Here is a 21,534-nt window from a genome sequence, read left to right as displayed (position 1 = left end):
TGAATTTTCGAGGTCTATTGCTGCGTCTACCAGCGCCATTATCATGACCACTGTCATAACTCGCAAGGCGTGGAGGCGATGGTGGACAGCGACGTCGGATTCCTCGGCCTCGGCGTCATGGGGCGGCCCATGGCGCTCAACCTCGTCCGGGCGGGCATCGGCCTGGTCGTCTGGAACCGGACCGCCGCCAAGAGCGAGCCCCTGCGCGCGGCGGGCGCGGAGGTGGCGGACAGCCCCGCCGACGTCTTCCGCCGCACGCGCGTGGTGTTCCTCATGCTGGCCGACGGTCCCGCCATCGACTCTGCTCTGGGACGCGGCACGCCAGGCTTCGCCGCGAACGTGCGAGGACGGATCGTCGTCCACATGGGGACGACGTCGCCGGACTACTCGCGCGGCCTCGAAGCCGACGTCCAGGCCGCCGGCGGACGGTATGTCGAGGCGCCCGTGTCCGGCTCGCGGGGCCCCGCCGAGTCGGGTGAGCTCGTCGCGATGCCGGCCGGGGAGCCCTCGGCCGTGGACGCCGTCCGCCCCCTGGCCGGGCCCATGTGCGGCGAGGTGTTCGTCTGCGGGCCGGTTCCGCAGGCCCTCCAGATGAAGCTCGCCGTCAACCTGTTCCTGATCACCATGGTCACCGGGCTGGCGGAGGCGTTCCACTTCGCCGAACGGCACGGCCTGGACGGGCGGCGCCTGCTGGAGGTGCTCGACGCCGGTCCGATGGCCAGCACCGTGTCGCGCGCCAAGGCCCGCAAACTGCTCGACCGCGACTTCGCCGTCCAGGCGTCCATCGCCAACGTCCTGGACAACAACCGCCTCATCGCGGAGGCCGCCCGTACCGCGCGGCTCGCCTCGCCCCTGCTGGACGCGTGCCACGCCCTCTACGGCGAGACCGTCGCGCTGGGGCACGGCGAGGCCGACATGGCCGCGGTCGTGCGCGCTCTGGAGTCCCGGACGGCCGCCGCGGCGACCGCCGTCTAGGGCGGCCCGAATCCGCTTGTCCGCCGCTCCGGCGCGGCATTACCGTGCCGAAAGTGGATCACTTCTCACGCTCGTGGACGGCCCTGCTCGCGGCGGTCGCCGGCCTCCCGGACGCGGACTTCGCGCGCCCGTCCGGCTGCGCCGGCTGGCTCGTGCGGGACCTCGTGTGCCACCTGGTCATCGACGCCCAGGACGTACTGATCACCCTGGTCACTCCCGCCGGCGCCGAGCCGACCGTGGACGCGGCCACCTACTGGAAGCTCGTCGAGCCCCCGACGGGCGACGACCCGCTCGACGCGCTCATCCCGCGGCTGGCCGCCGCCTACGAGGAGCCGCGGCTGCTCAAGTTCCACCTCGACGACGTGGGTTCGGCCGCGGGCCGCGCGGCGCGGCTCGCCGATCCCGCCCTCCGCGTCGAGACCCAGGACGAGATCCTGACGGCCGGCGACTACCTGTCCGCCTACGTGATCGAGTGGACGCTGCACCACCTCGACCTGATCGCGCATCTGCCGGAGGGGCCCGAGCCGCCCGCCGAGACCCTCGCGGCCTCCCGCGCGCTGCTGGAGAGGATCGCCGGAGGGCCCTTCCCCGCCTCGTTCTCCGACAGGGACGCCCTCCTGGTGGGCACGGGCCGCCGCCCCCCGACCGCCGAGGACCGAGCCGAACTGGGCCCTCTCGCCGCAAGAACCCCCTTCATCCTCGGCTGACCGGCACCTCGTTCAGCCGCGCCGTCAGGTGAAGCGCGGCGTCAGGTGAAGCGCGGCCTCGATGAGGCGCGGCCTCGTTCAGGTGCGGCCTTGTTCAGGAGTGGCCCTGGGCCGCCGGGGCCGCGGCGGCCTGGAGCCCGGCGGCCGCGCCCGCGGGCGCGAGACAGGGGTGTGTCCGGGCGCCGGGTCGTCTCCAGCCTCGGCCCCGGGGAGGTCCGCGGTCATCCGTGGCGCCCGCAGAGCACCACGGACGCCGCCACGGAAAGGGGCCCGCGTTGGCGGAGCACGTGTCCGAGCGCGAGGCCGAGGTCCTCACCGCCCTGGGTGCGCGGATGTCCAACGCGCAGATCGCCGGGCGGCTGCACATCTCGGTGCGGACGGTCGAGAGCCACGTGTCGTCGCTGCTGCGCAAGTACGGCGTACCGGACCGGTGGGCGCTGGCGGAGCTGGCCCGCTCCGGGACGCCGGACCTCGGCCGGGTCGCGGGCCTTCCGGCGTCCGGCACGACGTTCGTGGGCCGGGACGTGGAGCGCGCCGACGTGCTGGCCGCGCTGGAGGAGGCCCGGCTGGTGACGCTGCTCGGGCCGGGCGGGGTGGGCAAGACCCGGCTGGCCGCGGTGGTCGCCGGCGACGCCGCGGCGCTGTTCCCGTCCGGCGGCGCGTTCGTGGACCTCGTGCCCGTGCGCGCCGGGTTCGCGACCAGGGCGCTCGCGACCGCGCTCGGGGTGACGGAGGGGTCGCACCAGCCGCTGGAGGAGGCGGTCGCCGCGCGGCTCGGCGCCGGGCGGTCGCTGCTCGTCCTGGACAACTGCGAGCATCTGGTCGACGAGGCCGCCTGCTCGCGGACGAGGAGCGCGCCCTCTTCCGGCGCCTCGGAGTGTTCGCCGGCGCCTTCGACCTGGACGCGGCCGCATCGGTGGGTGGGAGCGCGGTGGGCGGGGGGCGGGCGGAGGTTGCGGATCTGCTTGGGCGGTTGGTGGACAAGAGCCTTGTCGTGCACCTGCGGGGGCGGGTCGGCCGGTGGCGGCTGCTGGAGACGGTCCGGGCGTTCGCGCTCGCCCGGCTGGCCGAGGCCGGGGAGGAGGACGGGACGCGGGCCCGCCGCCTGCGGTGGGCGGCGGCCGCGGCGTCCGCCGCCGAGGACCGGCTCGGCGAACCGGGCTGGCGGGAGGACTTCGACGCCATGGCGGCGGACCTGCGGGCCGCGCTCGCCTCGTCCCCCCGCCCGGACGAGGCGACCTACCGGCTGGCGAGCGCGCTGGCGCACCTGACGTTCGCCCGCCGCAACCTGCTGGAGTCGTTCGCCCACTACCGGACCGCCGCCGCCCTCGCGCTGGACCCGGCCTCGGCGGCGCGGGAACTGCGGGCGGGGGCCGGATGCGCGCACGTCAGCACCACGTCCAACCAGCACGTGTTCGACCTGCTGCTGGAGGCGGCCGAGCGGGCGGGGCGCGGGCCGGGCGGGGGAGCCCCGGACGCCGGGCCGGCGGCCGCCGTCGCCGCCGCGCGGGCGGCCGGGGACCCGGTGCTCACCAGCTCCGCGCTGTGCGCGGCGGGCACCGCGGCGCTGCGCGCCGGGCGGCCGCGGGAGGCGAACCGGATCACCCGGGAGCGGCTGCGCCTGCTGGCGTCCATGGACCGCGACGACCCGTACTGCGCGCCGGAGGTCTGCAACACCTACGGCCGCGCCTGCATCTACGCGATCATGGCCGGGGACCTGCGCGGCGGGATGGCGGCGGCGCGGGCCGGCATGGAGGACGACCTCCTGCGCGACACGCACATCACCGCGGGCCGCCTGGTGCAGCCGCTCGCGCTGAGCGGGCGCTTCCGCGAAGCGATCGGGCACGGCGAGCGGATGTGGGACCGGTGGGAGCGGGCCGGGCGGCCGGCGCCGGGCTGGATGCTGGCGTCGGTGTGCGCGACCGCCCTGGCCTGCGGGATGTCCGGCGACCGGGAGCCGGCGGCGCTGTGGCGGGGGCCGGGCGGCCCGCGTGGCCGGCGGTCCGGCGGCGGTGGCGGCCTTCGTGGACGCGCGTCTCGCCCTGCACGAGGGCTCCCGCGACGGTGCCGGCCGGTTCGACGGCGCCGGCCGGTTCGACGGGGCCGAGCCGCTCGTCCGGGAGGCGTTCGCCGTCGAGGCGGCGCTGGACCCGTACCTCGCGTACGCGCGGGCGGCGGGCGCGGAACTGGCCGTGGCCGCCGGGCTGCCCGACGCGGCGGAGCTGCTGGCCGAGGCCGGCCCGCTCGCCGAGGAGAACCAGTGGGCGGCGGCCTGCCTCGCCCGCGCCCGCCTCGACGGCGACGCCGACGGTCTCGCCCGAGCCGCCGAGAGCTGGGACGTCCTTGGAGCCCAGGCGGAACGGGACTTCACACGGCAGCTGCTCGCACGTCTCTAGCGCAGCCAAAGAAGCTCCCCGGCTCGGCGATCGAGGCCAGGATCTGACCGCCTTGCTCCCTACCGTGGTCTTGCAGGTGGACGACACGATCGAAGGCGGGAACCATGAACGTTGACAACGCGCGGGCGGTCACCGGGGAGCGGGCCGACCTGCTGGCGGAGCTCGCCAAGGCGCGGCACTTCCTGCGGTTCACCACGCGGGACCTCACCGACGAGCAGGCCGGGCGGCGGACCACGGCGAGCGAGCTGTGCCTCGGCGGACTCGTCAAGCACGTCACGTCCTGCGAGCGGGGCTGGGTGGACTTCATCCTCGAAGGCGCCGCCGCGATGGGCGACTTCACCCAGATGACCGAGGAGGACTGGAAGCGCCGCGCGGACGAGTTCAGGATGCTTCCGGGCGAGACGCTGGCCGGGATCCTGGACGCCTACGCCGAGGTGGCCCGGAGGACCGACGAGCTCGTCCCCACCCTGCCCGACCTCGACCTCCGGCACGAGCTGCCCAAGGCCCCGTGGAACACCGACACGCACTGGTCGATCCGCCGGGTGCTCCTGCACATCACGGCCGAGACGGCCCACCACGCGGGCCACGCCGACATCATCCGCGAGTCGCTGGACGGCGCCAAGAGCATGGGCTGAGCCTCGGTCAGCGGGCGGCCGGTTCCTCCTCGCGGGGCTTGTTCTCGCGGCGCTTGCGCAGGGAACCGGCCTGGGCCTTCTCCTCCGGGTGATGGTGGACGCGGACCAGGCTGGCGCCGGTCGTGAACAGCAGGATCACCAGGATGACGCCCAGCGAGAGCGTCGTCGGGATCTCCGGGACGGCCGTGGAGACGTCCTCGTGCAGGAACTCCAGGATCAGCTTGCAGCCGATGAACGCGAGGATCACCGACAGGCCGATCGACAGGTAGACGAGCCGTTCGAGCAGGCCCTCGATGAGGAAGTAGAGGGCACGCAGCCCGAGCAGCGCGAACGCGTTGGCGGTGAAGACGATGAACGGCTCGTCGGTCACCCCGAACACCGCCGGGATGGAGTCCAGCGCGAACAGCACGTCGGTGCTGCCGATCGCGACGAAGACCAGCAGCAGCGGCGTCATCACGCGCCGCCCGTCCTCGTGGGCGAGCATCCGCCCGCCGTGGAAGTCCTGGCTCACCGGCAGGATCCGGCGGGCGCGGCGGACGAGGAAGGTGTCCTCCACGTCGGGCTCCTCGTTGCGGTGCCGGATGAGCTGGACCGCCGTCCAGATCAGGATCAGCCCGAAGACCAGGAAGGTGAAGGAGAACAGGTTGATCGCTGCGGCGCCGATCGCGATCAGGACGGCCCGCAGCAGCAGCGCGGCGGCGATGCCGAACAGCAGCGTCCTCTGCTGGTACTGCGCGGGCACCGAGAACCTGGCCATGATGATCACGAAGACGAAGAGGTTGTCGACCGACAGGCTCTTCTCCACGACCCAGCCGGAGAAGTACTCGGTGCCCGCCGTCGACCCCGCGAGGATCCACACCGCGCCGCCGAACAGGACCGCGACGGCGATGTAGAACACCGACCAGAACGTCGCCTCCCGGATGTGCACCGCGTGCGGCCGCCGGACGGCGACCAGCAGGTCGAACACGAAGAGCGCGATGATCAGTGCGATCGTCGCGCCCCAGGCCCATACGGGGATGTCGACCATCCGGCGGCTCCAGTCTCGGGGGCATGTCGGACACCTGCTTCCCGTTCTCCGGCCGTTCTACCGCCCGCGCCCCGCCGCGGGACCTGGTTCCGAAGCAGGGCGAAAGCACTCAGGCGCGACTGAGTACCCGCGCCGATGCCGCCGGACCGGGCGGGCGGCCATGCTTCGGCCATGGACACCTCCCGCTGGCGCCCGCCCGCCCTCGCGGCCAAGGCCGCCCTCGCCGCGCTGCTGGCGCTCGCCGTCGCCTACCCCGAGTGGGACCGGTTCGCGGACAAGGCGATGGGCGTCCGGGTGGCCGCCTACCCCGCCGCCGTCATGCTCGTCACGCTCGTCTGGGCGCTGCGCGGCCGGGCAAGGCCCTTCCCCTGGGACCTCGACCTCCTCGTCACCGCCCCCTTCCTCGTGGACGTCGCCGGGAACGCCGCCGACCTCTACGACACGATCGGCTGGTTCGACGACGCCTGCCACTTCGGGAACTGGGCCCTGCTGAGCGCCGCCGCCGGCATCGCCCTGCGCCGCTGGGCGGGCCTCGGGTCCTGGACGCTGGCGCTGATGTGCACGGGCCTCGGCGCCGTCGCGGCCATCCTGTGGGAGTTCTTCGAGTACGGCGTCTTCATCCTCGACACCCCCGAGACCGTGACGATCTACCGCGACACCATCGGCGACCTCATGCTCGGCCTCGCCGGCTCCGCCGCCGCGGGGCTCGGGCTGGGCCTCCGGAGCGCACGGACGCCCCGCCTCCGGACCGGCTCCCCGGCGGGCCCGAGGCCGGACGTCCGCCCCGTGCCGGCGGACGTGCGCCTGGTGTCAGTAGACGAGGGCCTGGGTGTCCGGGAGGGTGATCTCTTCGACGAAGGTCGGGGCGCCGGCGATGCGGACGCCGGGCAGGACGTCGTCCGGTCCGATCTCGCGGCGGGCGGCGCACTGGGTGCAGAGCGTGACCCGGCCCGCGGCGAGGACGACGCCGAGAAGGTCGTCCAGGGCAGTGGCGTGGGGCAGTGAGAACTCGGCGGCCCGCCCCGGCAGCGCGAACCACGCGGACTCCCCGGTCAGCCACAGCGAGACCGGGACCCCGCTCGCCGCGGCGGCGGCCGCCACCGTGAACGCCTGGTTGCAGCGCTCGGGGGCGTCCGCGCCGGCCGTCACCTTGATGACCAGTGGTCTTGCCATGAGTGCACTCTAACCCGGTCTTCCGCGTAGCATCCTGCGATGTGGTCGGGTTGGTGAACGCGGGGATCCTCATCGTCGTGCTGGGGCTGATGGCGGTCGCCGCCGTCCTCCTCGTGATCAAGCTGGGCCGGCTCAAGTAGGCCCGGGGCGTCAGCCGAAGTAGAGGTGGTCGACGGCGACGACGGCGGCGCAGGCGAGGAAGACGGCCGCGCCTCCGCCGTACCCGATGCCCATGAACATCACGGCGCGGCGCCGGTACTCGCGGCGCGTCCGCGTGCTGATGGCGTACTGGCCGGTCTCCTCGTCCTTGCCGACGGAGCCGCCCGTCGCGGTGCCGAGGACGTAGAGCGGCCGGCCGGCAGGATCCATTCCTCGTACCGGTACTCCGCGACCTCTACTCCGCGACCTCTCCGTCCAGGCCGGGAAGCTCCCCGGCCGTGGAGCGGCGCTCGTCCATCGTCTGGACGGCGCCGTCGACGGCCGCGGCGGAGGGGTCGATGACGACGTGCCCCGTCCCGTCCCGCAGGGAGAAGGGCGTCGTCGACTTCTCCTCGATGAAGACCCGCTTGCCTGCCTTCGTCCTGGCCGTCGCCTTCGTCTTGTACCAGGCGCAGGGCCGGCCGGAGAAGGGGGCGGGCCGGACGGCGAGGGCCGTCCCGCTGAGCTGGCACGGGACGCCGTCGCGGAGCCCGGCGACGCCGGCGCAGTCCGTCTGGACGGCGCGGCGCAGGTTGCGGAACCGGATCCGCCAGACCCAGCCCGCGGCCAGCAGACCGGCGGCGACGAGCAGCGGGACCACCATGCTCGCGGTGAGGACCGACACGCTCCCATGATCGGTGCGCCGCCCGGCCCCGGACAGGGACGCCGGTCCCGGAGGGGAGGGGACGGCGCACGGGGACGCGGACGGCCGCGCGCGCCGCTACGCTCGGTGCCCATGGACGCTGAGCTGCACCCGGACCTTGAGCCGCTGACGTTCCTCCTCGGCACCTGGGAGGGCGCCGGCGTGGGCGGCTATCCCACGATCGAGTCGTTCAACTTCGGCCAGGAGATCTCGTTCACGCACGTCGGGAAGCCCTTCCTGATCTACGCGAGCCGGACCTGGAAGATCGAGGAGGACGGCTCGCTCGGGCGTCCGCTCGGAATGGAGACGGGGTACTGGCGGCCGCGGCCCGACCACCAGGTCGAGGTGACGCTGGCCCACCCGACGGGCATCGTCGAGATCTACGTGGGGAACGTGGCGTTCAACCGGGTGGAGCTGCACACGGACGTCGTCGCGCGGACGGAGTCGGCCAAGGAGGTCACCGGCGGCCACCGCCTCTACGGGCTGATCGGCGAGGACCTCGGCTGGGCCTACGACATGGCGGCGATGGGCCACGAGCTCCAGTCGCACCTGTCGGCCCAGCTGAAGAAGGTCTCCTGAGGCGCCGGCGGGGCCGGCGCGGGCGAGGCGCCCGGGCATGAACGACCCCCGGACATGAACGATCCCCGGACCTTCCCGCCGGGTGGCGGGCGATGGACAGGACGGGTCCATCGGTCCGGGGACCGGGTAACTGCCTGGTATTCGCCGGTCACCGTCGCGACCGGCTACCTCCGCCCGCGGGCGGAGGATCCGAGGCGGAACGGCGACTAGCGGACAGTCACCTCGCGAGTCCTACAAGCAACCATTGGTTAGGACCACCTCCTTTCGCGCGTATCCCGAACGTATGCGACGCCCGCGCGGCGAGGCAAGCGGGTTTTTCGCGGGCGGAAATCGGACGCCCGGACCGGCGCCGCCGTCCGGGATCCAGGGCCTGTATCGAAGTGCCCTCGGCCACGCGTGCGAACGCGTGAGCTGCCCGGTGGAGCGAAGCCGGAGGCGAGCGGAACCGGGCGGATCGCGAAGCGATGCCGCGTTCGCCCAGTTCCGGTCGCGTAGCGAGCCGCAAGGCGAGCGAAGTGGGCCGGGACTTCGAAAGCACAGCCTAGACTCGGTGCATGGTCGAGTCGTGGCAGGAGGAGCTGCGGGCGAAGGGGTACCGGGTGACCCCGCAGCGCCAGTTGGTGCTCGAAGCCGTCACCAACCTGGAGCACGCGACCCCCGAGGAGATCTGCACCGAGGTGCAGCGCACCGCCCGCGGCGTGAACATCTCCACCGTCTACCGGACGCTCGAACTCCTGGAGGAGCTCGGGCTCGTCAAGCACGCGCACCTCGGGCACGGCCCGCCGAACTACCATCTCGCCGCCGAGGCCGAGCACATCCACCTCGTCTGCCGGGGCTGCCACACCGTGGAGGACGTCGACCCGCGCGCGGCGGCCGGCCTGGCCGACGTCCTGGCGCGCGACTTCGGCTTCGAGACCGACGTCCACCACCTCACCGTCTACGGGCGGTGCAAGGACTGCCGCGAGGCATAGCCGGGGCGGCATGGTCTGCGGAGGCATGGTCTGCGGAGGCATGGTCTGCGGAGGCATGGTCTGCGGCGGGCATGGTCCGCCGGTCCGCGACATAGTCTGGACGGCATGGAGAGCCCTCTGCTGCAGTCGCCCGGAGCCGTCGCCGCCGACGCGCCCGACCAGGAGGTCGCCGCGCACTACGGGGACCCGGCGCGGGAGCAACGCGCCCTGGAGGAGGGGACGGCGTTCGTCGACCGGAGCAACCGGGGCGTCGTCCGCGTCTCGGGGCCGGACCGGCTGAGCTGGCTGCACAGCCTGCTGAGCCAGCACCTGGACGGGCTGAAGCCGTCCGAGCCGACCGAGGCGCTGCTGCTCAGCCCGAACGGGCACATCGAGCACCACCTGTTCCTCGTCGACGACGGAGAGGCCGTGTGGGCCCACGTCGAGCCGGGGACGGCCCCCGCGCTGGTGGAGTTCCTCGACCGGATGCGCTTCATGCTGCGCGTCGAGGTCGCCGACGTGTCGGACGAGTTCATGGTCGTCACCGGGCCGGGCGGTCCCGCCGACGGCCGTCCCGCCTGGCCCGACGTCGCCGGGACGACGACGCGCGTCGTCCCCCGCGGCGAGTTCCCGGCCGACCTGAAGCCCGCGGGCATGTGGGCGTACGAGGCGCTGCGCATCGCCGAGCACCGTCCCCGGTTCGGCCTCGACACCGACCACCGGACGATTCCGCACGAGGCCGGGTACGTGGAGACGGCCGTCCACCTGAACAAGGGCTGCTACCGGGGGCAGGAGACCGTCGCGCGCGTCCACAACCTGGGGCGGCCCCCGCGCCGCCTGGTGTTCCTGCACCTGGACGGCAGCGTCGACCGGCTGCCCGCGCCCGGCGACCCGGTGGAGGTCCCCGGGGGCCGGACGGTCGGGTTCGTCGGGTCCGCAGCCCGGCACCACGAACTGGGGCCGATCGCGTTGGCGCTGGTCAAGCGGAACGTCCCGGTGGACGCCGAGCTGCTCGCGGGCGGCGTCGCGGCGGCCCAGGAGGTCGTCGTGTCGCCGGAGACGGGCGCGAACGCGCAGATCGCTCTGCGCCGCCGGCCCGCGAAACACGGGTAGCAGCCCGCCCCCGGGACGAATATCGTCTGATAAGACGATTTCTGACCGACTGCCGCCCAGGGAAGGTGAATTCCTACCTATGGTCCCGAACCTGGGGAAAGGGGAGCCGCCTGCGGCCCGGAGGGGAGGGACCCGGCGCCGCCCGCGCCGGGAGTCCGCCCTGACGTGGTGGGCCCTGTTCGCGGCGATCGCCGGGCTCGCGTGGTGGCAGCACTCGTGGCGCGTCGCGCTGCTCGGCCTCCTGGGCTGGTGCCTGTACGAGTTCGCGCTCGTCCCCACCCTGTGCCGGGTGCTGACGCCGAAGGGCGCCGCCTGCACCGAGCGCACCCGGGGCCGGCTCTTCGCCTGCGGCCCGGCCCACCAGCGGCTCCGCAACGACGCGCTGTGGCGGCTCGCCGGGCTCCGCAACCCGTTCGAGCAGGGTCCCGTCGGGGACGAGGGCGACACCGGGACCGTGGTGGTGTCCTCGGACGTGCGCGGCCGCCTCGTCCCGCAGGACCGCGCCCTCATCCTCCTCGCCGCCGCCGGGACCGTCACCGCGCTCGTCGGCATGGTCTACGGGTTCCGCTGACCCGCGCGCCGGGCGGTCAGACCTCCAGGACCAGCGTGATCGGCCCGTCGTTGACGAGCGCGACCTTCATGTCCGCGCCGAACTCGCCCGTCTCGACCTTCGCGCCCAGCGCGCGCAGCTCCCGGACCACCGCGTCCACCAGGGGCTCGGCGACGGGACCGGGCGCGGCGGCCGTCCAGGACGGGCGGCGCCCCTTCCGCGCGTCCCCGTAGAGAGTGAATTGGCTCACGATCAGCAGCGGCGCGTTCAGGTCGGAACACGACTTCTCGCCCTCCAGGATCCGCAGGCCCCACAGCTTGGACGCCAGCCTGCGGGCCTTTTCCGCGCCGTCGTCGTGCGTCACGCCGACGAGGACCAGCAGTCCCGGCCCCTCGACCGCGCCGACGACGCGCCCGTCCACGGACACGCTGGCCTGGCTCACCCTCTGGACTACAGCACGCATGACCATGCATTCTGCCGCCATGGGAGCAAAGACGCTCATCACGGTGGCGCCCACGGGCGCGGAGTCCGCCAAGGCGGACGTCCCGGCCCTGCCCGTCACCCTGGATGAACTGGTGCAGACGGCCAAGGAGTGCGAGGCGGCCGGCGCGGCCGTCGTCCACGTGCACATCCGCGACGACGACGCGCGGCCCACGCTCGACCCGTCCCGGCTCCGGGACACGGTGACGGCGCTGCGGGAGAGCACGGGGCTGATCGTCCAGTTGTCCACCGGCGGCGCGGTCACCGACCCGTACGAGGACCGGCTCCGCGTCCTGGACGCCGGACCGGACATGTGCTCCCTCACCTGCGGGACGGTCAACTTCGGCGACGACGTGTTCATGAACCCGTGGTCGTTCATGGTGGAGCTGTACGAGCGCACCCAGGAGCTGGAGGTCGTCCCCGAGTTCGAGCTGTTCGACCTCGGCCACGTCACGTCGCTGCACCGCCTCCTGGACAAGCACGGCCTCCCCTACGGCGGGCACGTCCACTGCGACCTGGTGATGGGCGTCCCGGGCGGCATGCCGGGCGACGCCCGCACACTGGTCGCCGCCGTCGAGGCCCTCCCGGAGGGCGCCACGTGGTCGGCCACCGGCATCGGCCGGACGTCCCTGCCCGTCATGTTCGCCGCCCTCTCGGCGGGCGGCCATCTGCGGGTCGGCATGGAGGACACGGTCACCTTCGCCAAGGGCCGCCCGGTCACGGCGAACGTCGAACTGGTGGAACGCGCCGCCCAGGCAGCCCGGCTGGCCCAGCGCCCGGCCATGCCTCCCGCCGAAGCCCGCGCCCTCCTCGCCACCAGACCCCGCTGACCCGCGGAGTTCCGCGGCCCCCTCCGGGCGGGTCAAGCGGGGATGGGGCAACCTGGCCGTTTTCGTGGAGTCAGGTGCCGCTTTCATGGACTTCGTCGGGTAGTTGACCTGCGGGGTCGCCGTTCGGGCGGGTGAGCGCCGGGGCGGGCGCCGGTGTCGTGATGGAGGAGTGCGGTGGACGTCAATCCTGTGCTGGTCGAGGTGGAGCGTTCCGGGTTCGTGGAGTCCCGGCATCGGGGGGCGGCGATCGGGCTGGCCGCCGACGGGGGCGTCGCGTTCCGGGCGGGGGAGACCGGGGCGCAGATCTTCCCCCGGTCGGCGAACAAGCCGATGCAGGCGGTCGCGATGCTGCGCGGCGGCCTGGAGCTCGGCGGCGAGCTGCTCGCGCTCGCGGCCGGCAGCCACTCCGGTGAGGACTTCCACGTCGAGGGGGTGGAGAAGGTCCTCGCGGGCGCCGGGCTCGTCGCCGGCGACCTGCGCTGCCCCGAGAGCTGGCCGATCGACCCCGCGACGCAGCGGGAGGTCGCCCGGAAGGCCGGGGGTCCCTCCCGGCTGCGCATGAACTGCTCCGGGAAGCACGCCGCGATGCTCTCCACGTGCGTCACGGCGGGCTGGCCCACCGACTCCTACCTCGACCCCGGGCACCCGTTGCAGCAGACCGTCCGGGAGGTCGTCGAGGAGCTGGCCGGCGAGCCCGCGACGGCGGTCGGCGTGGACGGGTGCGGGGCGCCGCTGTTCGCCGTGTCGATCGCGGGCGTCGCGCGGGCGTTCCGGGCGCTCGTCCTCGCCGAGCCGGGCACGCACGAGCGGCGCGTCGCCGACGCCATGCGGACGCACCCGCAGTGGACGTCCGGGACCCGGCGCGAGGAGCGGCAGCTGATGGACGCCGTCCCCGGCCTGCTCGTCAAGTGCGGCGCCGAGGGCGTGGACGCCTTCGCCTTCGCCGACGGCCGCGCCGGGGTCGTCAAGATCGACGACGGGGCGATGCGGGCCCGGACGCCCGTGACCGTCGCGCTGCTGCGCGCCCTCGGCGTGGACGACGGCGTCGACCGCGTCGCCCTGGACGAGCTGGCGACCGTCGAGGTGCGCGGCGGGGACGGCGTCGTCGGCGCCATCCGCCCGGCGCCGGGCGTCTTCGACCGGACGGTCTAGCGCTGTGTTTATTGAGTCCCGGCTCACTTCGCTCGCCTGGCGGCTCGCTGCGTGACCGGGCCTGGGCGAACGCGGCATCGCTTCGCGATCTGCCCGCTTCCGCTCGCCTCCGGCTTCGCTGCACCGGGCAGCTCACGCGTTCGCGCGCGTGGCCGAGTCCGCTTCGAGACGGGCTCTAGCCCTTCTCCGGGAGCAGCCGGTCCACCATCTTCTCGATCAGGGCGTCGGTGTCGTAGGGCTCCGTGATGGCGGGGACGGTGAAGTCGTCCAGGAGCAGCCCGGCCATCGCGAAGTACAGCAGGCCGACGCCCGCGGCGTCGCCGGGCAGCCCCGCGTCCAGGTGGAATCGGACGATCTCCTCGTGCTCGGCGGTGAGGAAGCCGCCGAGTTCGGTGTGCAGCTCCGGGCGCCGCGTCGCCTCCAGCCGCAGCTCCAGCATGGCCAGGTAGCCGGACCGGTCGGCCCGCATGCGGCCGAGGAGCTGGCGCATCAGCTCGGTGACCAGCGCGTGCGCGGGCGCCTGCCGCATCGTCTCGGCCAGCGCCTCCGGGTCGGGGGTGAGGCGCTCGCGGGTGCGGTGCATGACCTGGGTGAGCAGGTCGGCGCGGTTGGCGAAGTAGTTCGTGGCGGTGCCGGTGGGGACGCCCCCCTCGGCGTCGATCGCGCGCAGCGTCAGACCGCGCGACCCCTCGCGGGCCAGGACCTCGATCGCCGCGTCCAGCAGGGCGGCCCGACGGGCGGGGTTGCGTCGCACTGTGACCTCCATCACACCGTCTTGCAATCACTGCAAGTGCAGTACTAAGTTCAAACCACTTCACTCAGAGTACATCAATTCCGGTGAAAAGGAGATCGCATGCGCGCCCAGTCCACCACCCCGTCCGCCCTCCGCCCGTTCCAGGACCGCACCGTCCTGCCCGGCCGCACCGTCCTGCCCGCCCGCGCGGGACGTCCCGGATGGGACCGACACGCTCCGAAGCCGCGCTCCCTGCCGCGGCCGCGGCCGCCGCGCAAGCCGGGCTCCGTCCGCTGACCCGCCATCCGTTCCGCTCCCGTGCCCGACGCCTGAAAGCGAGCACCGTATGCGCAAGCTGGTCTACTACGTCTCCGCCACCCTCGACGGCTACATCGCCGGGCCGGAGGGGCGGTTCGACTTCTTCCCCTTCGAGGGCGAGCCCGCCGAGATGATCATGGCCGAGTACCCCGAGACGCTGCCCGCCCATGCGCGCGGTCCGCTCGGCATGGCCGACGCCCCGAACCGGCATTTCGACACCGTCGTCATGGGACGCGGCACCTACGAGCCGGGTCTGGCCATCGGGCTCACCAGCCCGTATCCGCACCTGGACCAGTACGTCGTCTCCACGACGCTCGACATCGAGGACCCCGCGGTGTCCGTCGTGCGCGGCGACCCGGTCGGCATGGTCCGCGGGCTGAAGGAGCGGGAGGGGCTCGACATCTGGCTCGCGGGCGGCGGGAAGCTCGCCGCCGCGCTGGTGGACGAGATCGACATGCTGGTCGTCAAGCGCCACCCGCTGGTGATCGGGTCCGGGATCCCCCTGTTCGACGGCCCCTTCTCCCTCTCGGCGTTCACCCCGGCCGGCGCCCACGCCTTCGACTCCGGGCTCGTCGTCACCGTCTACGCCCGCGCGATCGCATGAAACGGCCCTCGGCCCGCTCCGATCACACGGACGTGGCCGGGCATGCCGACGCCGACGCCGCCTCCCCTGCCCCAGCAGTCGATCGGCATGGGCATGCCCGCCCGCGTCGGTTCAGGGGGAGACGACGGCGGTGAGGTCGGCGAGCACTTCGGAGGCGGTCACCGCGTCCAGCTCGGCGAAGGTGTGAGGTGCGCCCTCGGACGCGCTGCGGGAGAAGTATCCGGGGGCGGGATCGGCACCGACCCAGACCGCCTCGATGGTCTGGTCGCCGGACTCGCTGACGTACCCCACGAACAGTCCCGTGGCCAGTGTGACGACGACGTAGCGGTCGGCGCCGGCCGGGCGGACGAGGCACGAGATCCCGCCGTCGGAGTCCACGGGGCCGCGGTACCAGCCGCGCCGCTCCAGCCGGAGCACGTTGCCGAACGGCACGGTCACGCCCTCGAACCGTGGCAGCCGGGCCGCCGCCCTCTCCTCACCGGTGAGCGCGTGCACCTCCCGTCCGAGCTGCGGGAACGGCTGCATGATCTCGTAGTCGGCGAACACCTGGGCCCAGGCCGGCAGCGCCTCCGCGAGGTGCAGCGGGTGCGCGATGGCGATGACGGCGTCGTCGGGCAGCGTGACGGCGTCGTCGTCGACGTCGGAGAAGGTGCGGTCTTCCGCGAGCCGGAACGCCGTCACGGTGTCGCCGTGCTCGGCGACCCACACCAGGCGCCGCGCGATGTGCCACACCAGGGGATGTCCGGCGAAGAACTCGCGGAACTCCGGCAGCGGCCACCGGCGTCCCGTCGTCATCGACCGTTCGAGGCGCTGGAGCTGGAGTCCGGCGATGGCGCGGACGTCCTTCTTCAGATCGGTGAAGCGCCGGTAGGCGGCGGGCGCCAGGGCGGCGTCATCGCGCTGCCCCGGTTTGGGCAGGGACGACCGGTGCTTACCGGCCTCGTCGATGACGTAGGGCCTGAGCGCCTCGTCGAATCCGGCGGTGAACCGGCGCGGGCCGTAGTCGAGGACGAGCGTGCCGTGGGCGTCCAGGCCCAGGTCGGGGACGAGGCGGTCGCCGAGCTGCTCGGTGGTGAGGCCGCGCGCGGCGGCGATCTGCTCGACCTTCTCCTGCGCCCGCGCTTTCAGCGCCTTGAACTTCGCCTTCTGGGCGATGGCGTGGATCTCGCGCAGCGCGAGGTCGGACCCGATCGCGGCGAGCACGTCGAGCCCGCGCACCGCGTGGTGGTGGCCGCCCTCTCCCGGCCAGGCCCGGACCGCCGGGACGAGTTCGCGGACGGTCGTGTCGTCCCCGAGCCAGGCCAGCGCGGCGAACTGCCAGGCGTCCCGGGGTTCGGCGCCGTTCTCGCGCCAGTGCCGGAACAGCGCCCAGCCGAAGCGGGACAGCGAACTCCCGTCACACGCGTCCAGGACGCTTGCGAGGTCGGGATCGGGCTCGGCGGGCGTGGACATCGCCAGCAGCGTGAGCAGGTTCCGGACGGCGGGCACGGGCAGCGCGCGCTCCCGGCCCCGCAGCAGGACCTGCGGCAGCACCTCGGCGTTCACCGCCAGGCGCGCGGGCGGCTTCCCGGGGGAACGCGGCGCCTCGTCCGCCTCCGCGTCCAGGGCGGTCCTGATCGGCTCGACGGCTCGCTCGTCGTGCTCGCGCGCGAAGTCGAGGACGGCGGCCGGACCTTCCTGCGCGGCGACGAGGCGCAGGGCGTGCTCGGCGGCCTTGCGCGCCCTCCCGGCGCGGCCGGCCGCGACCGGCACGAGGTAGGGAAGCGCGGCACGTCCGTGCCGGGTGAACCATTCGGTCGCGGCCCCACGCGCCGCCTTGCTCCGCTGAAGCCAGTCGGCCATCGCGTTCGCGACATCGCCGTCGAGGAAGGGCAGCAGCAGTTCGGCGCCGTTCGCGGGCCGCGCCCGCGCGTAGCCGAGCGCGACCGGGAGGGCGTCGAGCCCGTACCGCGCGATGATGACGCGGAGCCACGAATCCGGGTCGTAGGGGTTCCCTTTCCTGCCCAGCCCGCGCTCGTGGCGCCAGTCGGCCTGCCACTCGGCCAGGACGGGCCGGACGAGGTCTTCGGGCCCGGCCGCCAGGACCACGCCCTGCCAGTAGAGCATCCGGCCCAGATCGGTCGACGGGGACCGGGCCTCCTCGACCCGCCGCACCCAGGTCTCGGTGCGTTCGGCCGGAACCGGGACCCGCCCGAACGAGTGGCCGTTCGCCTCGATCGTCACGATCTCGCTGTTCAGCCAGGCGTCGCGTTCGCCCGGCGCCCACGCCATGGCCCGCTCCCGCGAGACCGGCAGGCCTTTGACGGCGACCGGCTTGGGCTTCGGCTCCGTCCGCTCCCATCGGGGGGCGACCAGCGGGCGGGGCAACTCGTCCGCCGCCGCGTCCGGAGTCCGGTCGTCGGCCGCCGACAGTTCCTCCACGACCGCGCGGCTCTCCACGGGCAGGTCGGGGAGGGCCTGTCGCGCCAGTTCCGCATTCGCCCGCAGGTGGTCGGTGAGCAGGGCGCGCGCCGTGGCGTCCCCGGCCGACGCGGCCGCCGACAGAACGCGAATCGCGCGGACCGGGAAACGGCGCATGGTGTCCCGCAGCGCCGCCATCATGTGAAGGTTGCCCGCGCGCTCCAGCATCTGCCGGAACGCCTCGTCGCCGGGCAACCGGCCGAGGACGTCCAGCAGGCCCTTGCGGCGGGGTGCGCTGTCGTGGAAAAGGTCGAACGCCTCGGCCATGAACGGGGCGATCGCAGGGCCCACGCCGTCCGCCAGCGTGATGAGGTTCTCGACGTAATAGCAGTCGGAGACGGAGATATGGGCTCCGGCGCCGAGGATTTCGAGATGCTCGGCCGAGCCCAGGGAACGAAGGAGCATCTCCCGCGGCACGGAATTCGCGGGCGCCGCGCAGCATTCGGCCACCCATTCGAGTTCGGTCGGGACGAGGTAGGCGGCGAGCATCCGCCGAGCCGGCGTCGTGCGCAGCCCCGCGATGTGCGAGACGACGCTCCGGTATTCGGCGTCGCCGGTCTGCGCGATGAAGGCGCGCAGGCGCTTGAGCGCGTCCTCCTGCCGGGACGGGTCCAGGTACGACTTCTCGGCGCCGTGGACGGCCACGATCGCCGCCGCGTCCAGCGCGCTTCCCCTGCCGTCCAGGTGCTCGCGCACCACGGCGGCCAGCGCCGGGTCGGTCTCGGAGCGGCCGAGGACTTTCTCGATGGCGCCCGCGTACTGCGCGAGCAGTTCGTCCTCGCGCACGTCGGCCGATGCGAGTTTCGGGCCCGGATGCCCGCCGCGCCGCGGATGCAGGTGCCGCATCCACGACCTCGGCATTTCGAGGGTGTCTTCGTCCGGAGGCGCGGCGTTCGACTTGATCATGGTGGGAGCGTAGTGACGCCCGCCGACAACCGTCGGCGGATTCGGCGCGATTCAGTTCGCGGCGGCCGCTTTCGCAGGTCATGGCGTCGCGGCGGCGAATTGCCGGTCGCCGCCTAGTGGCTCTCGGTGTTCTTGGACGTCTTGAGGTCCTCGAACTCCCCCTTGAAGATCGTCTGCTCGTAGAGGACGCCCTCGGGCCACGGCTTCCTCGGCTCCCGTCCGGGCTGGGGGTTGTCCTTGCGGAACTCCTCCGGCTGGCCCTCCTTGGCCGGTGGGTAGCTGTGCGAGAACATCCCCGGGGCGTAGGTGTAGTAGCCGCCCTGTTCCATGCCCCGCTGGTTCAGCTGGTTGTTCCTGCGCTCGCTGTGGAGCTTCCTGGACGAGGCGGCGCGCGTCGCGTACACCCAGACCACCAGGGCGCCGATGATCAGGACCGGGATGATCCAGACGAAGTACGGGGCGCCCGTGGGGGACGTGTTCGCCAGCACGGGGTCGGCGACGATCATGGTGAGCAAGGCGGACCACCTCCCGAGGGCGCGGACCGGACCACGCCGGGTCAGTTAGGGATGTGTCCGCTGGATCGCGTGTTAACCACGTCGGGCGCCGGGACGGCGGGCGCGCCGACCGTGCGGAGCCGCCCGGCGGGCAGGCCCGGGACGGTCAGCGCGGCGCAGACGGCCAGCACGCCCAGCATCGGAACGGTCCAACCACCGGTGGCGTCGTGCAGCGCGCCGAGGGCGAGCGGGCCGAGCGCCGCGATGACGTAACCGACCCCCTGCGCCATCCCCGACAGCTGGACGGCGACGTGGGCGTCGTGGGCGCGGAGCCCGATGAACGACAGCGCGGTCGCGAAACCGAGACCCTGGCCGAGGCCGAGGACCACCGTCCAGACCCACACCGAGGCGATCGGCGCCCAGGCCACCCCGGCGAAGCCCAGCGCGGTCAGCGCGACCGTGCCGATCACCAGGGGGCGCTGGTCGCGGGTCCGCCGGGCCAGTACCGGGACCGCCAGCGACCCGACCGCCTGGACCGCCGCCACCAGCGCCAGCACGTAGCCGGCGGCCGCCTCGCCCATCCCGCGGTCCTGGCAGAGCGTCGGCAGCCAGCCGATCACCACGTAGGCCAGCAGCGACTGCAGGCCCATGAACACCGTGACGTGCCAGGCGAGGCCCGACCGCCACACCAGCGCCGCGACGCCGTCCGGGGGCGCGGCGGGCGGGGCCGAGCGGGCCGCGTGCGCCGCCCGCCGCGCCCTCGGCAGCCACAGCAGCCCGGCGAGCGCCGCCGGGATCGCGAGCAGGCCGAGGGGCAGCCGCCACGACGCGCCGAACCAGTCCTCCACCGGCACGGCGAGCCCGGACGACAGGGACGCGCCCGCCGTCACCGCGACCGTGTAGATCGCCGTGACCGTGGTGATCCGGGTCGGGTGGTCCCGCTTGATGATCGCCGGCACCGCGATGTTGCCGATGCTGATCGCGATCCCCGCCACCAGGGAGCCGGCGAACAGCGCGGCCACGCCGCCCGGCAGCCGCAGCAGCAGCCCGGCGACGAGCAGCGCCATCGCGCACACCAGCAGCGTCTCGTTGCGCGGCGGGCGCCGCAGGAGGGCGGCGGCCAGCCCGTAGGAGCCGAAGAAAGCCAGCGGGAGCGTGGTGAGCGCGCCCGCCGCCGTCCCGGACAGGCCGAACGCGTCGCTGATCTCGGTCAGCAGCGGCCCGACCGCCGCGATCGCCGGCCGCAGGTTGACCGCCAGCAGGACGATCATCAGCAGGGCGCCGGCCAGCCCGGCGCGCCGCGCGGTCACGCGCCGTCCCCGGGCGTGCCGGCGTCGCCGAGCAGCGACTCCAGGACGGCGAGGGTCGGCTCCACGACGGCGGCGGCGGCCGACGCGGCGGCCTCCGGGTCGCCCGCCGCGATGGCGTCCAGCACGGCGCGGTGCCGGGCCGGGCCCGCCTCGGGGACCTCGCGGTCCAGCCGGATCGCGCGCATCGACTCGTGCAGCCGGTCGATGAAGAACCGCATCGCCTCGATCAGCACCGGGTTGCGGGACGCCTCCGCGACGCCGAGGTGGAACCGGGCGTCGGCGGCGCCGAACGCGTCCGGCTCGGTGGCCTCGTCGCGTGCGCGGAGCAGCTCCTCCAGCCGCGCCAGGTCCGCGCCGGTGCGGCGGCGCGCCGCCAGCCGGGCCGCCTGGACGTCGTAGGCGAGCTGCACCTCGAACACGTCCCGGGCCGACGCGCGGGACACCCGGCGCAGCAGCGGGCGGGGGTCGGCGCTGCTGCGCACGTACGTGCCGTCGCCGCGCCGCACCTCCAGCACTCCGACGTGCGACAGCGCCCGGATCGCCTCCCGGACGGCCGGGCGGCTCACCCCGAGCTGCGCGGCCAGCTCCAGCTCGGCCGGGATCCGCCGGCCGACCGGCCACGCGCCCCCGCTGACCTGCGCCTGGAGCTGGTCGAGCACCGCGTCCACCGTCGACCCGCCTGGTACGGGACTCAACGCCACGAAAGCCTCCAAAGTAAGATGTCAGACATCTTACGAGGAGCCCGATCCGGTCGTTCGACCGCGGTGGGCCGCAGGGCGTCGCGCCCGCTGTCGCGGCGCGGCCGCGTCAGCGGAGCCTGGGAGGGCCGAACCTGCGGCGGCGCCCGGCCCCGCCCCGACCGCGATGGCGTCCGCGGCGCCCGGTGGCCTCGCCGGCGGGCCGGGCGAGGTCCTCGGAGGACGGGGGCGCCTGAGCGGCCGGCTCGGCGGCGGCCTCCTCCGCCCGCGCCTGCTCGATGTGGGCCATGACCTCGCGGTGGGTGACCGACGGAGCCGGGTCGCGGCGCGTCCGCTGCGACGGGCTGCCCATGATCACGCCGCCCATGACGGGCCCGCGGTGCGGCAGGCCGTCGTCGGCGGTGGGGTAGTGGTGGCGCCTGCGCGACGCCGTCAGCACCACCGTCACCCAGCCGATGAGCGCCACGAAGATGACGGCCGGGCCGACGGCCAGGAACGCGGCGTCCCCGAGGCGGTGGGACACGGGCACGGCGAGCACGGGGACGGCGAGCACGGGAGCGGCGAGCACGGGGGCGGCGAGCACCGCGCTGGCGACCATGAGGC

The 21,534-nt window shown here is 73.8% G+C and carries 24 protein-coding genes and 3 pseudogenes; 15 read left to right on the top strand and 12 right to left on the bottom strand.

The features are described 5' to 3' along the window. Positions 1 to 78: 78 nt before the first annotated feature. From ACQEU6_RS23760 to ACQEU6_RS23745, 4 genes and pseudogenes are all read left to right on the top strand, one after another. The gene (locus ACQEU6_RS23760) at positions 79 to 975 is read left to right on the top strand and encodes an NAD(P)-dependent oxidoreductase (RefSeq protein WP_499335067.1); all 897 of its coding nucleotides are present in this window, start codon (positions 79 to 81) and stop codon (positions 973 to 975) included. 53 nt (positions 976 to 1,028) lie between these two features. After that, the gene (locus ACQEU6_RS23755; protein ID WP_499335065.1) at positions 1,029 to 1,682 is read left to right on the top strand and encodes a maleylpyruvate isomerase N-terminal domain-containing protein; all 654 of its coding nucleotides are present in this window, start codon (positions 1,029 to 1,031) and stop codon (positions 1,680 to 1,682) included. 227 nt (positions 1,683 to 1,909) lie between these two features. Continuing rightward, a pseudogene (locus ACQEU6_RS23750) lies at positions 1,910 to 2,119 on the top strand (response regulator transcription factor); the annotation flags it as partial. Then, positions 2,113 to 2,688 (top strand): annotated as a pseudogene (locus ACQEU6_RS23745) (hypothetical protein); the annotation flags it as partial. The pseudogenes ACQEU6_RS23750 and ACQEU6_RS23745, both read left to right, overlap by 7 nt. Before the next feature lie 302 nt (positions 2,689 to 2,990). Here the strand turns inward: ACQEU6_RS23745 and ACQEU6_RS23740 are convergent. After that, positions 2,991 to 3,359: a hypothetical protein gene (locus ACQEU6_RS23740; RefSeq protein ID WP_499335063.1), complete on the bottom strand. Its 369-nt coding sequence runs from the start codon at positions 3,357 to 3,359 to the stop codon at positions 2,991 to 2,993. 314 nt (positions 3,360 to 3,673) lie between these two features. Here ACQEU6_RS23740 and ACQEU6_RS23735 point away from each other — a divergent pair, with 314 nt between their 5' ends. Continuing rightward, the gene (locus tag ACQEU6_RS23735; RefSeq protein ID WP_499335061.1) at positions 3,674 to 4,078 is read left to right on the top strand and encodes a hypothetical protein; all 405 of its coding nucleotides are present in this window, start codon (positions 3,674 to 3,676) and stop codon (positions 4,076 to 4,078) included. Positions 4,079 to 4,182: 104 nt separating this feature from the next. Next, complete coding sequence (locus tag ACQEU6_RS23730) at positions 4,183 to 4,713, top strand: DinB family protein (RefSeq protein WP_499335059.1); 531 nt, start codon at positions 4,183 to 4,185, stop codon at positions 4,711 to 4,713. A gap of 7 nt (positions 4,714 to 4,720) precedes the next feature. Here the strand turns inward: ACQEU6_RS23730 and ACQEU6_RS23725 are convergent, their stop codons facing one another. Continuing rightward, complete coding sequence (locus ACQEU6_RS23725) at positions 4,721 to 5,740, bottom strand: TerC family protein (RefSeq protein WP_499335057.1); 1,020 nt, start codon at positions 5,738 to 5,740, stop codon at positions 4,721 to 4,723. A 135-nt stretch (positions 5,741 to 5,875) separates the two neighbouring features. Between ACQEU6_RS23725 and ACQEU6_RS23720 the strand changes: the two are divergent. After that, positions 5,876 to 6,436 (top strand): annotated as a pseudogene (locus ACQEU6_RS23720) (DUF2238 domain-containing protein); the annotation flags it as partial. 114 nt (positions 6,437 to 6,550) lie between these two features. Here ACQEU6_RS23720 and ACQEU6_RS23715 read toward each other — a convergent pair. From ACQEU6_RS23715 to ACQEU6_RS23705, 3 genes are all read right to left on the bottom strand, one after another. Next, entirely contained in the window at positions 6,551 to 6,913 is a 363-nt protein-coding gene (locus ACQEU6_RS23715) for a DsrE family protein (protein WP_499335056.1), read from the bottom strand. 150 nt (positions 6,914 to 7,063) lie between these two features. Next, positions 7,064 to 7,282, bottom strand: a complete 219-nt coding sequence (locus ACQEU6_RS23710) for a hypothetical protein (protein WP_499335054.1) — start codon at positions 7,280 to 7,282, stop codon at positions 7,064 to 7,066. Between the two features lie 25 nt (positions 7,283 to 7,307). Further along, positions 7,308 to 7,736 carry a hypothetical protein gene (locus tag ACQEU6_RS23705; RefSeq protein WP_499335052.1) on the bottom strand — a complete coding sequence of 143 codons (429 nt, stop codon included), beginning with the start codon at positions 7,734 to 7,736 and terminating at the stop codon, positions 7,308 to 7,310. A 111-nt stretch (positions 7,737 to 7,847) separates the two neighbouring features. On the opposite strand from ACQEU6_RS23705, the gene ACQEU6_RS23700 reads away from it, so the two are divergent. The 4 genes from ACQEU6_RS23700 (at position 7,848) to ACQEU6_RS23685 (ending at position 10,967) form a co-directional block, all read left to right on the top strand. After that, entirely contained in the window at positions 7,848 to 8,333 is a 486-nt protein-coding gene (locus ACQEU6_RS23700; RefSeq protein ID WP_499335050.1) for a heme-binding beta-barrel domain-containing protein, read from the top strand. A 554-nt stretch (positions 8,334 to 8,887) separates the two neighbouring features. Further along, on the top strand, positions 8,888 to 9,304 hold the full coding sequence (locus ACQEU6_RS23695) for a Fur family transcriptional regulator (RefSeq protein WP_141578642.1): 417 nt from the start codon (positions 8,888 to 8,890) through the stop codon (positions 9,302 to 9,304). A gap of 105 nt (positions 9,305 to 9,409) precedes the next feature. Beyond that, on the top strand, positions 9,410 to 10,396 hold the full coding sequence (ygfZ, locus tag ACQEU6_RS23690; RefSeq protein ID WP_499335048.1) for a CAF17-like 4Fe-4S cluster assembly/insertion protein YgfZ: 987 nt from the start codon (positions 9,410 to 9,412) through the stop codon (positions 10,394 to 10,396). A 79-nt stretch (positions 10,397 to 10,475) separates the two neighbouring features. Next, on the top strand, positions 10,476 to 10,967 hold the full coding sequence (locus tag ACQEU6_RS23685; RefSeq protein WP_499335046.1) for a hypothetical protein: 492 nt from the start codon (positions 10,476 to 10,478) through the stop codon (positions 10,965 to 10,967). Between the two features lie 16 nt (positions 10,968 to 10,983). Here ACQEU6_RS23685 and dtd read toward each other — a convergent pair whose 3' ends face one another. Further along, positions 10,984 to 11,409, bottom strand: a complete 426-nt coding sequence (gene dtd / locus ACQEU6_RS23680) for a D-aminoacyl-tRNA deacylase (protein WP_499335045.1) — start codon at positions 11,407 to 11,409, stop codon at positions 10,984 to 10,986. A 19-nt stretch (positions 11,410 to 11,428) separates the two neighbouring features. On the opposite strand from dtd, the gene ACQEU6_RS23675 reads away from it, so the two are divergent. Continuing rightward, positions 11,429 to 12,256, top strand: coding sequence for a beta-keto acid cleavage family enzyme (locus ACQEU6_RS23675; RefSeq protein WP_499335043.1), 828 nt, complete (start codon positions 11,429 to 11,431; stop codon positions 12,254 to 12,256). Between the two features lie 174 nt (positions 12,257 to 12,430). Further along, complete coding sequence (locus ACQEU6_RS23670) at positions 12,431 to 13,408, top strand: asparaginase (RefSeq protein ID WP_499335041.1); 978 nt, start codon at positions 12,431 to 12,433, stop codon at positions 13,406 to 13,408. Between the two features lie 175 nt (positions 13,409 to 13,583). On the opposite strand, the gene ACQEU6_RS23665 is transcribed toward ACQEU6_RS23670, so the two are convergent. Continuing rightward, entirely contained in the window at positions 13,584 to 14,162 is a 579-nt protein-coding gene (locus ACQEU6_RS23665; RefSeq protein WP_499335040.1) for a TetR/AcrR family transcriptional regulator, read from the bottom strand. A 99-nt stretch (positions 14,163 to 14,261) separates the two neighbouring features. Here ACQEU6_RS23665 and ACQEU6_RS23660 point away from each other — a divergent pair, with 99 nt between their 5' ends. Both ACQEU6_RS23660 and ACQEU6_RS23655 read left to right on the top strand, forming a co-directional pair. Next, positions 14,262 to 14,438: a hypothetical protein gene (locus ACQEU6_RS23660; protein WP_499335039.1), complete on the top strand. Its 177-nt coding sequence runs from the start codon at positions 14,262 to 14,264 to the stop codon at positions 14,436 to 14,438. Between the two features lie 49 nt (positions 14,439 to 14,487). Beyond that, positions 14,488 to 15,063, top strand: a complete 576-nt coding sequence (locus ACQEU6_RS23655; protein ID WP_499335037.1) for a dihydrofolate reductase family protein — start codon at positions 14,488 to 14,490, stop codon at positions 15,061 to 15,063. A gap of 111 nt (positions 15,064 to 15,174) precedes the next feature. On the opposite strand, the gene ACQEU6_RS23650 is transcribed toward ACQEU6_RS23655, so the two are convergent. From ACQEU6_RS23650 to ACQEU6_RS23630, 5 genes are all read right to left on the bottom strand, one after another. Next, positions 15,175 to 18,429, bottom strand: a complete 3,255-nt coding sequence (locus tag ACQEU6_RS23650; RefSeq protein ID WP_499335035.1) for a DUF4132 domain-containing protein — start codon at positions 18,427 to 18,429, stop codon at positions 15,175 to 15,177. 113 nt (positions 18,430 to 18,542) lie between these two features. Beyond that, the gene (locus ACQEU6_RS23645) at positions 18,543 to 18,944 is read right to left on the bottom strand and encodes a hypothetical protein (RefSeq protein ID WP_499335033.1); all 402 of its coding nucleotides are present in this window, start codon (positions 18,942 to 18,944) and stop codon (positions 18,543 to 18,545) included. A gap of 41 nt (positions 18,945 to 18,985) precedes the next feature. After that, complete coding sequence (locus ACQEU6_RS23640; RefSeq protein WP_499335031.1) at positions 18,986 to 20,233, bottom strand: CynX/NimT family MFS transporter; 1,248 nt, start codon at positions 20,231 to 20,233, stop codon at positions 18,986 to 18,988. Continuing rightward, a complete protein-coding gene (locus ACQEU6_RS23635; RefSeq protein WP_499335030.1) occupies positions 20,230 to 20,934 on the bottom strand; it encodes a FadR/GntR family transcriptional regulator in 705 nt (234 codons plus the stop codon). The genes ACQEU6_RS23640 and ACQEU6_RS23635 overlap by 4 nt, the downstream gene beginning before the upstream one ends. Before the next feature lie 106 nt (positions 20,935 to 21,040). Then, positions 21,041 to 21,529: a hypothetical protein gene (locus ACQEU6_RS23630; RefSeq protein WP_499335029.1), complete on the bottom strand. Its 489-nt coding sequence runs from the start codon at positions 21,527 to 21,529 to the stop codon at positions 21,041 to 21,043. Positions 21,530 to 21,534: the final 5 nt, after the last annotated feature.

It is taken from the genome of Spirillospora sp. CA-108201, assembly GCF_050936235.1.
Classification (GTDB): domain Bacteria; phylum Actinomycetota; class Actinomycetes; order Streptosporangiales; family Streptosporangiaceae; genus Spirillospora.
Note: the sequence above shows the minus strand (reverse complement) of the source record. Positions and strands in the feature narration are given on the sequence as shown.

Bases quoted from the DNA above. Each gene is read 5' to 3' on its own strand.
- ACQEU6_RS23650 (WP_499335035.1), bottom strand. From the start codon at position 18,429: ATGATCAAGTCGAACGCCGCGCCTCCGGACGAAGACACCCTCGAAATG.
- ACQEU6_RS23655 (WP_499335037.1), top strand. From the start codon at position 14,488: ATGCGCAAGCTGGTCTACTACGTCTCCGCCACCCTCGACGGCTACATC.
- dtd (WP_499335045.1), bottom strand. From the start codon at position 11,409: ATGCGTGCTGTAGTCCAGAGGGTGAGCCAGGCCAGCGTGTCCGTGGAC.
- ACQEU6_RS23685 (WP_499335046.1), top strand. From the start codon at position 10,476: ATGGTCCCGAACCTGGGGAAAGGGGAGCCGCCTGCGGCCCGGAGGGGA.
- ACQEU6_RS23660 (WP_499335039.1), top strand. From the start codon at position 14,262: ATGCGCGCCCAGTCCACCACCCCGTCCGCCCTCCGCCCGTTCCAGGAC.
- ACQEU6_RS23675 (WP_499335043.1), top strand. From the start codon at position 11,429: ATGGGAGCAAAGACGCTCATCACGGTGGCGCCCACGGGCGCGGAGTCC.
- ACQEU6_RS23730 (WP_499335059.1), top strand. From the start codon at position 4,183: ATGAACGTTGACAACGCGCGGGCGGTCACCGGGGAGCGGGCCGACCTG.
- ACQEU6_RS23715 (WP_499335056.1), bottom strand. From the start codon at position 6,913: ATGGCAAGACCACTGGTCATCAAGGTGACGGCCGGCGCGGACGCCCCC.
- ACQEU6_RS23700 (WP_499335050.1), top strand. From the start codon at position 7,848: ATGGACGCTGAGCTGCACCCGGACCTTGAGCCGCTGACGTTCCTCCTC.
- ygfZ (WP_499335048.1), top strand. From the start codon at position 9,410: ATGGAGAGCCCTCTGCTGCAGTCGCCCGGAGCCGTCGCCGCCGACGCG.
- ACQEU6_RS23695 (WP_141578642.1), top strand. From the start codon at position 8,888: ATGGTCGAGTCGTGGCAGGAGGAGCTGCGGGCGAAGGGGTACCGGGTG.
- ACQEU6_RS23710 (WP_499335054.1), bottom strand. From the start codon at position 7,282: ATGGATCCTGCCGGCCGGCCGCTCTACGTCCTCGGCACCGCGACGGGC.
- ACQEU6_RS23630 (WP_499335029.1), bottom strand. From the start codon at position 21,529: ATGGTCGCCAGCGCGGTGCTCGCCGCCCCCGTGCTCGCCGCTCCCGTG.
- ACQEU6_RS23725 (WP_499335057.1), bottom strand. From the start codon at position 5,740: ATGGTCGACATCCCCGTATGGGCCTGGGGCGCGACGATCGCACTGATC.
- ACQEU6_RS23760 (WP_499335067.1), top strand. From the start codon at position 79: ATGGTGGACAGCGACGTCGGATTCCTCGGCCTCGGCGTCATGGGGCGG.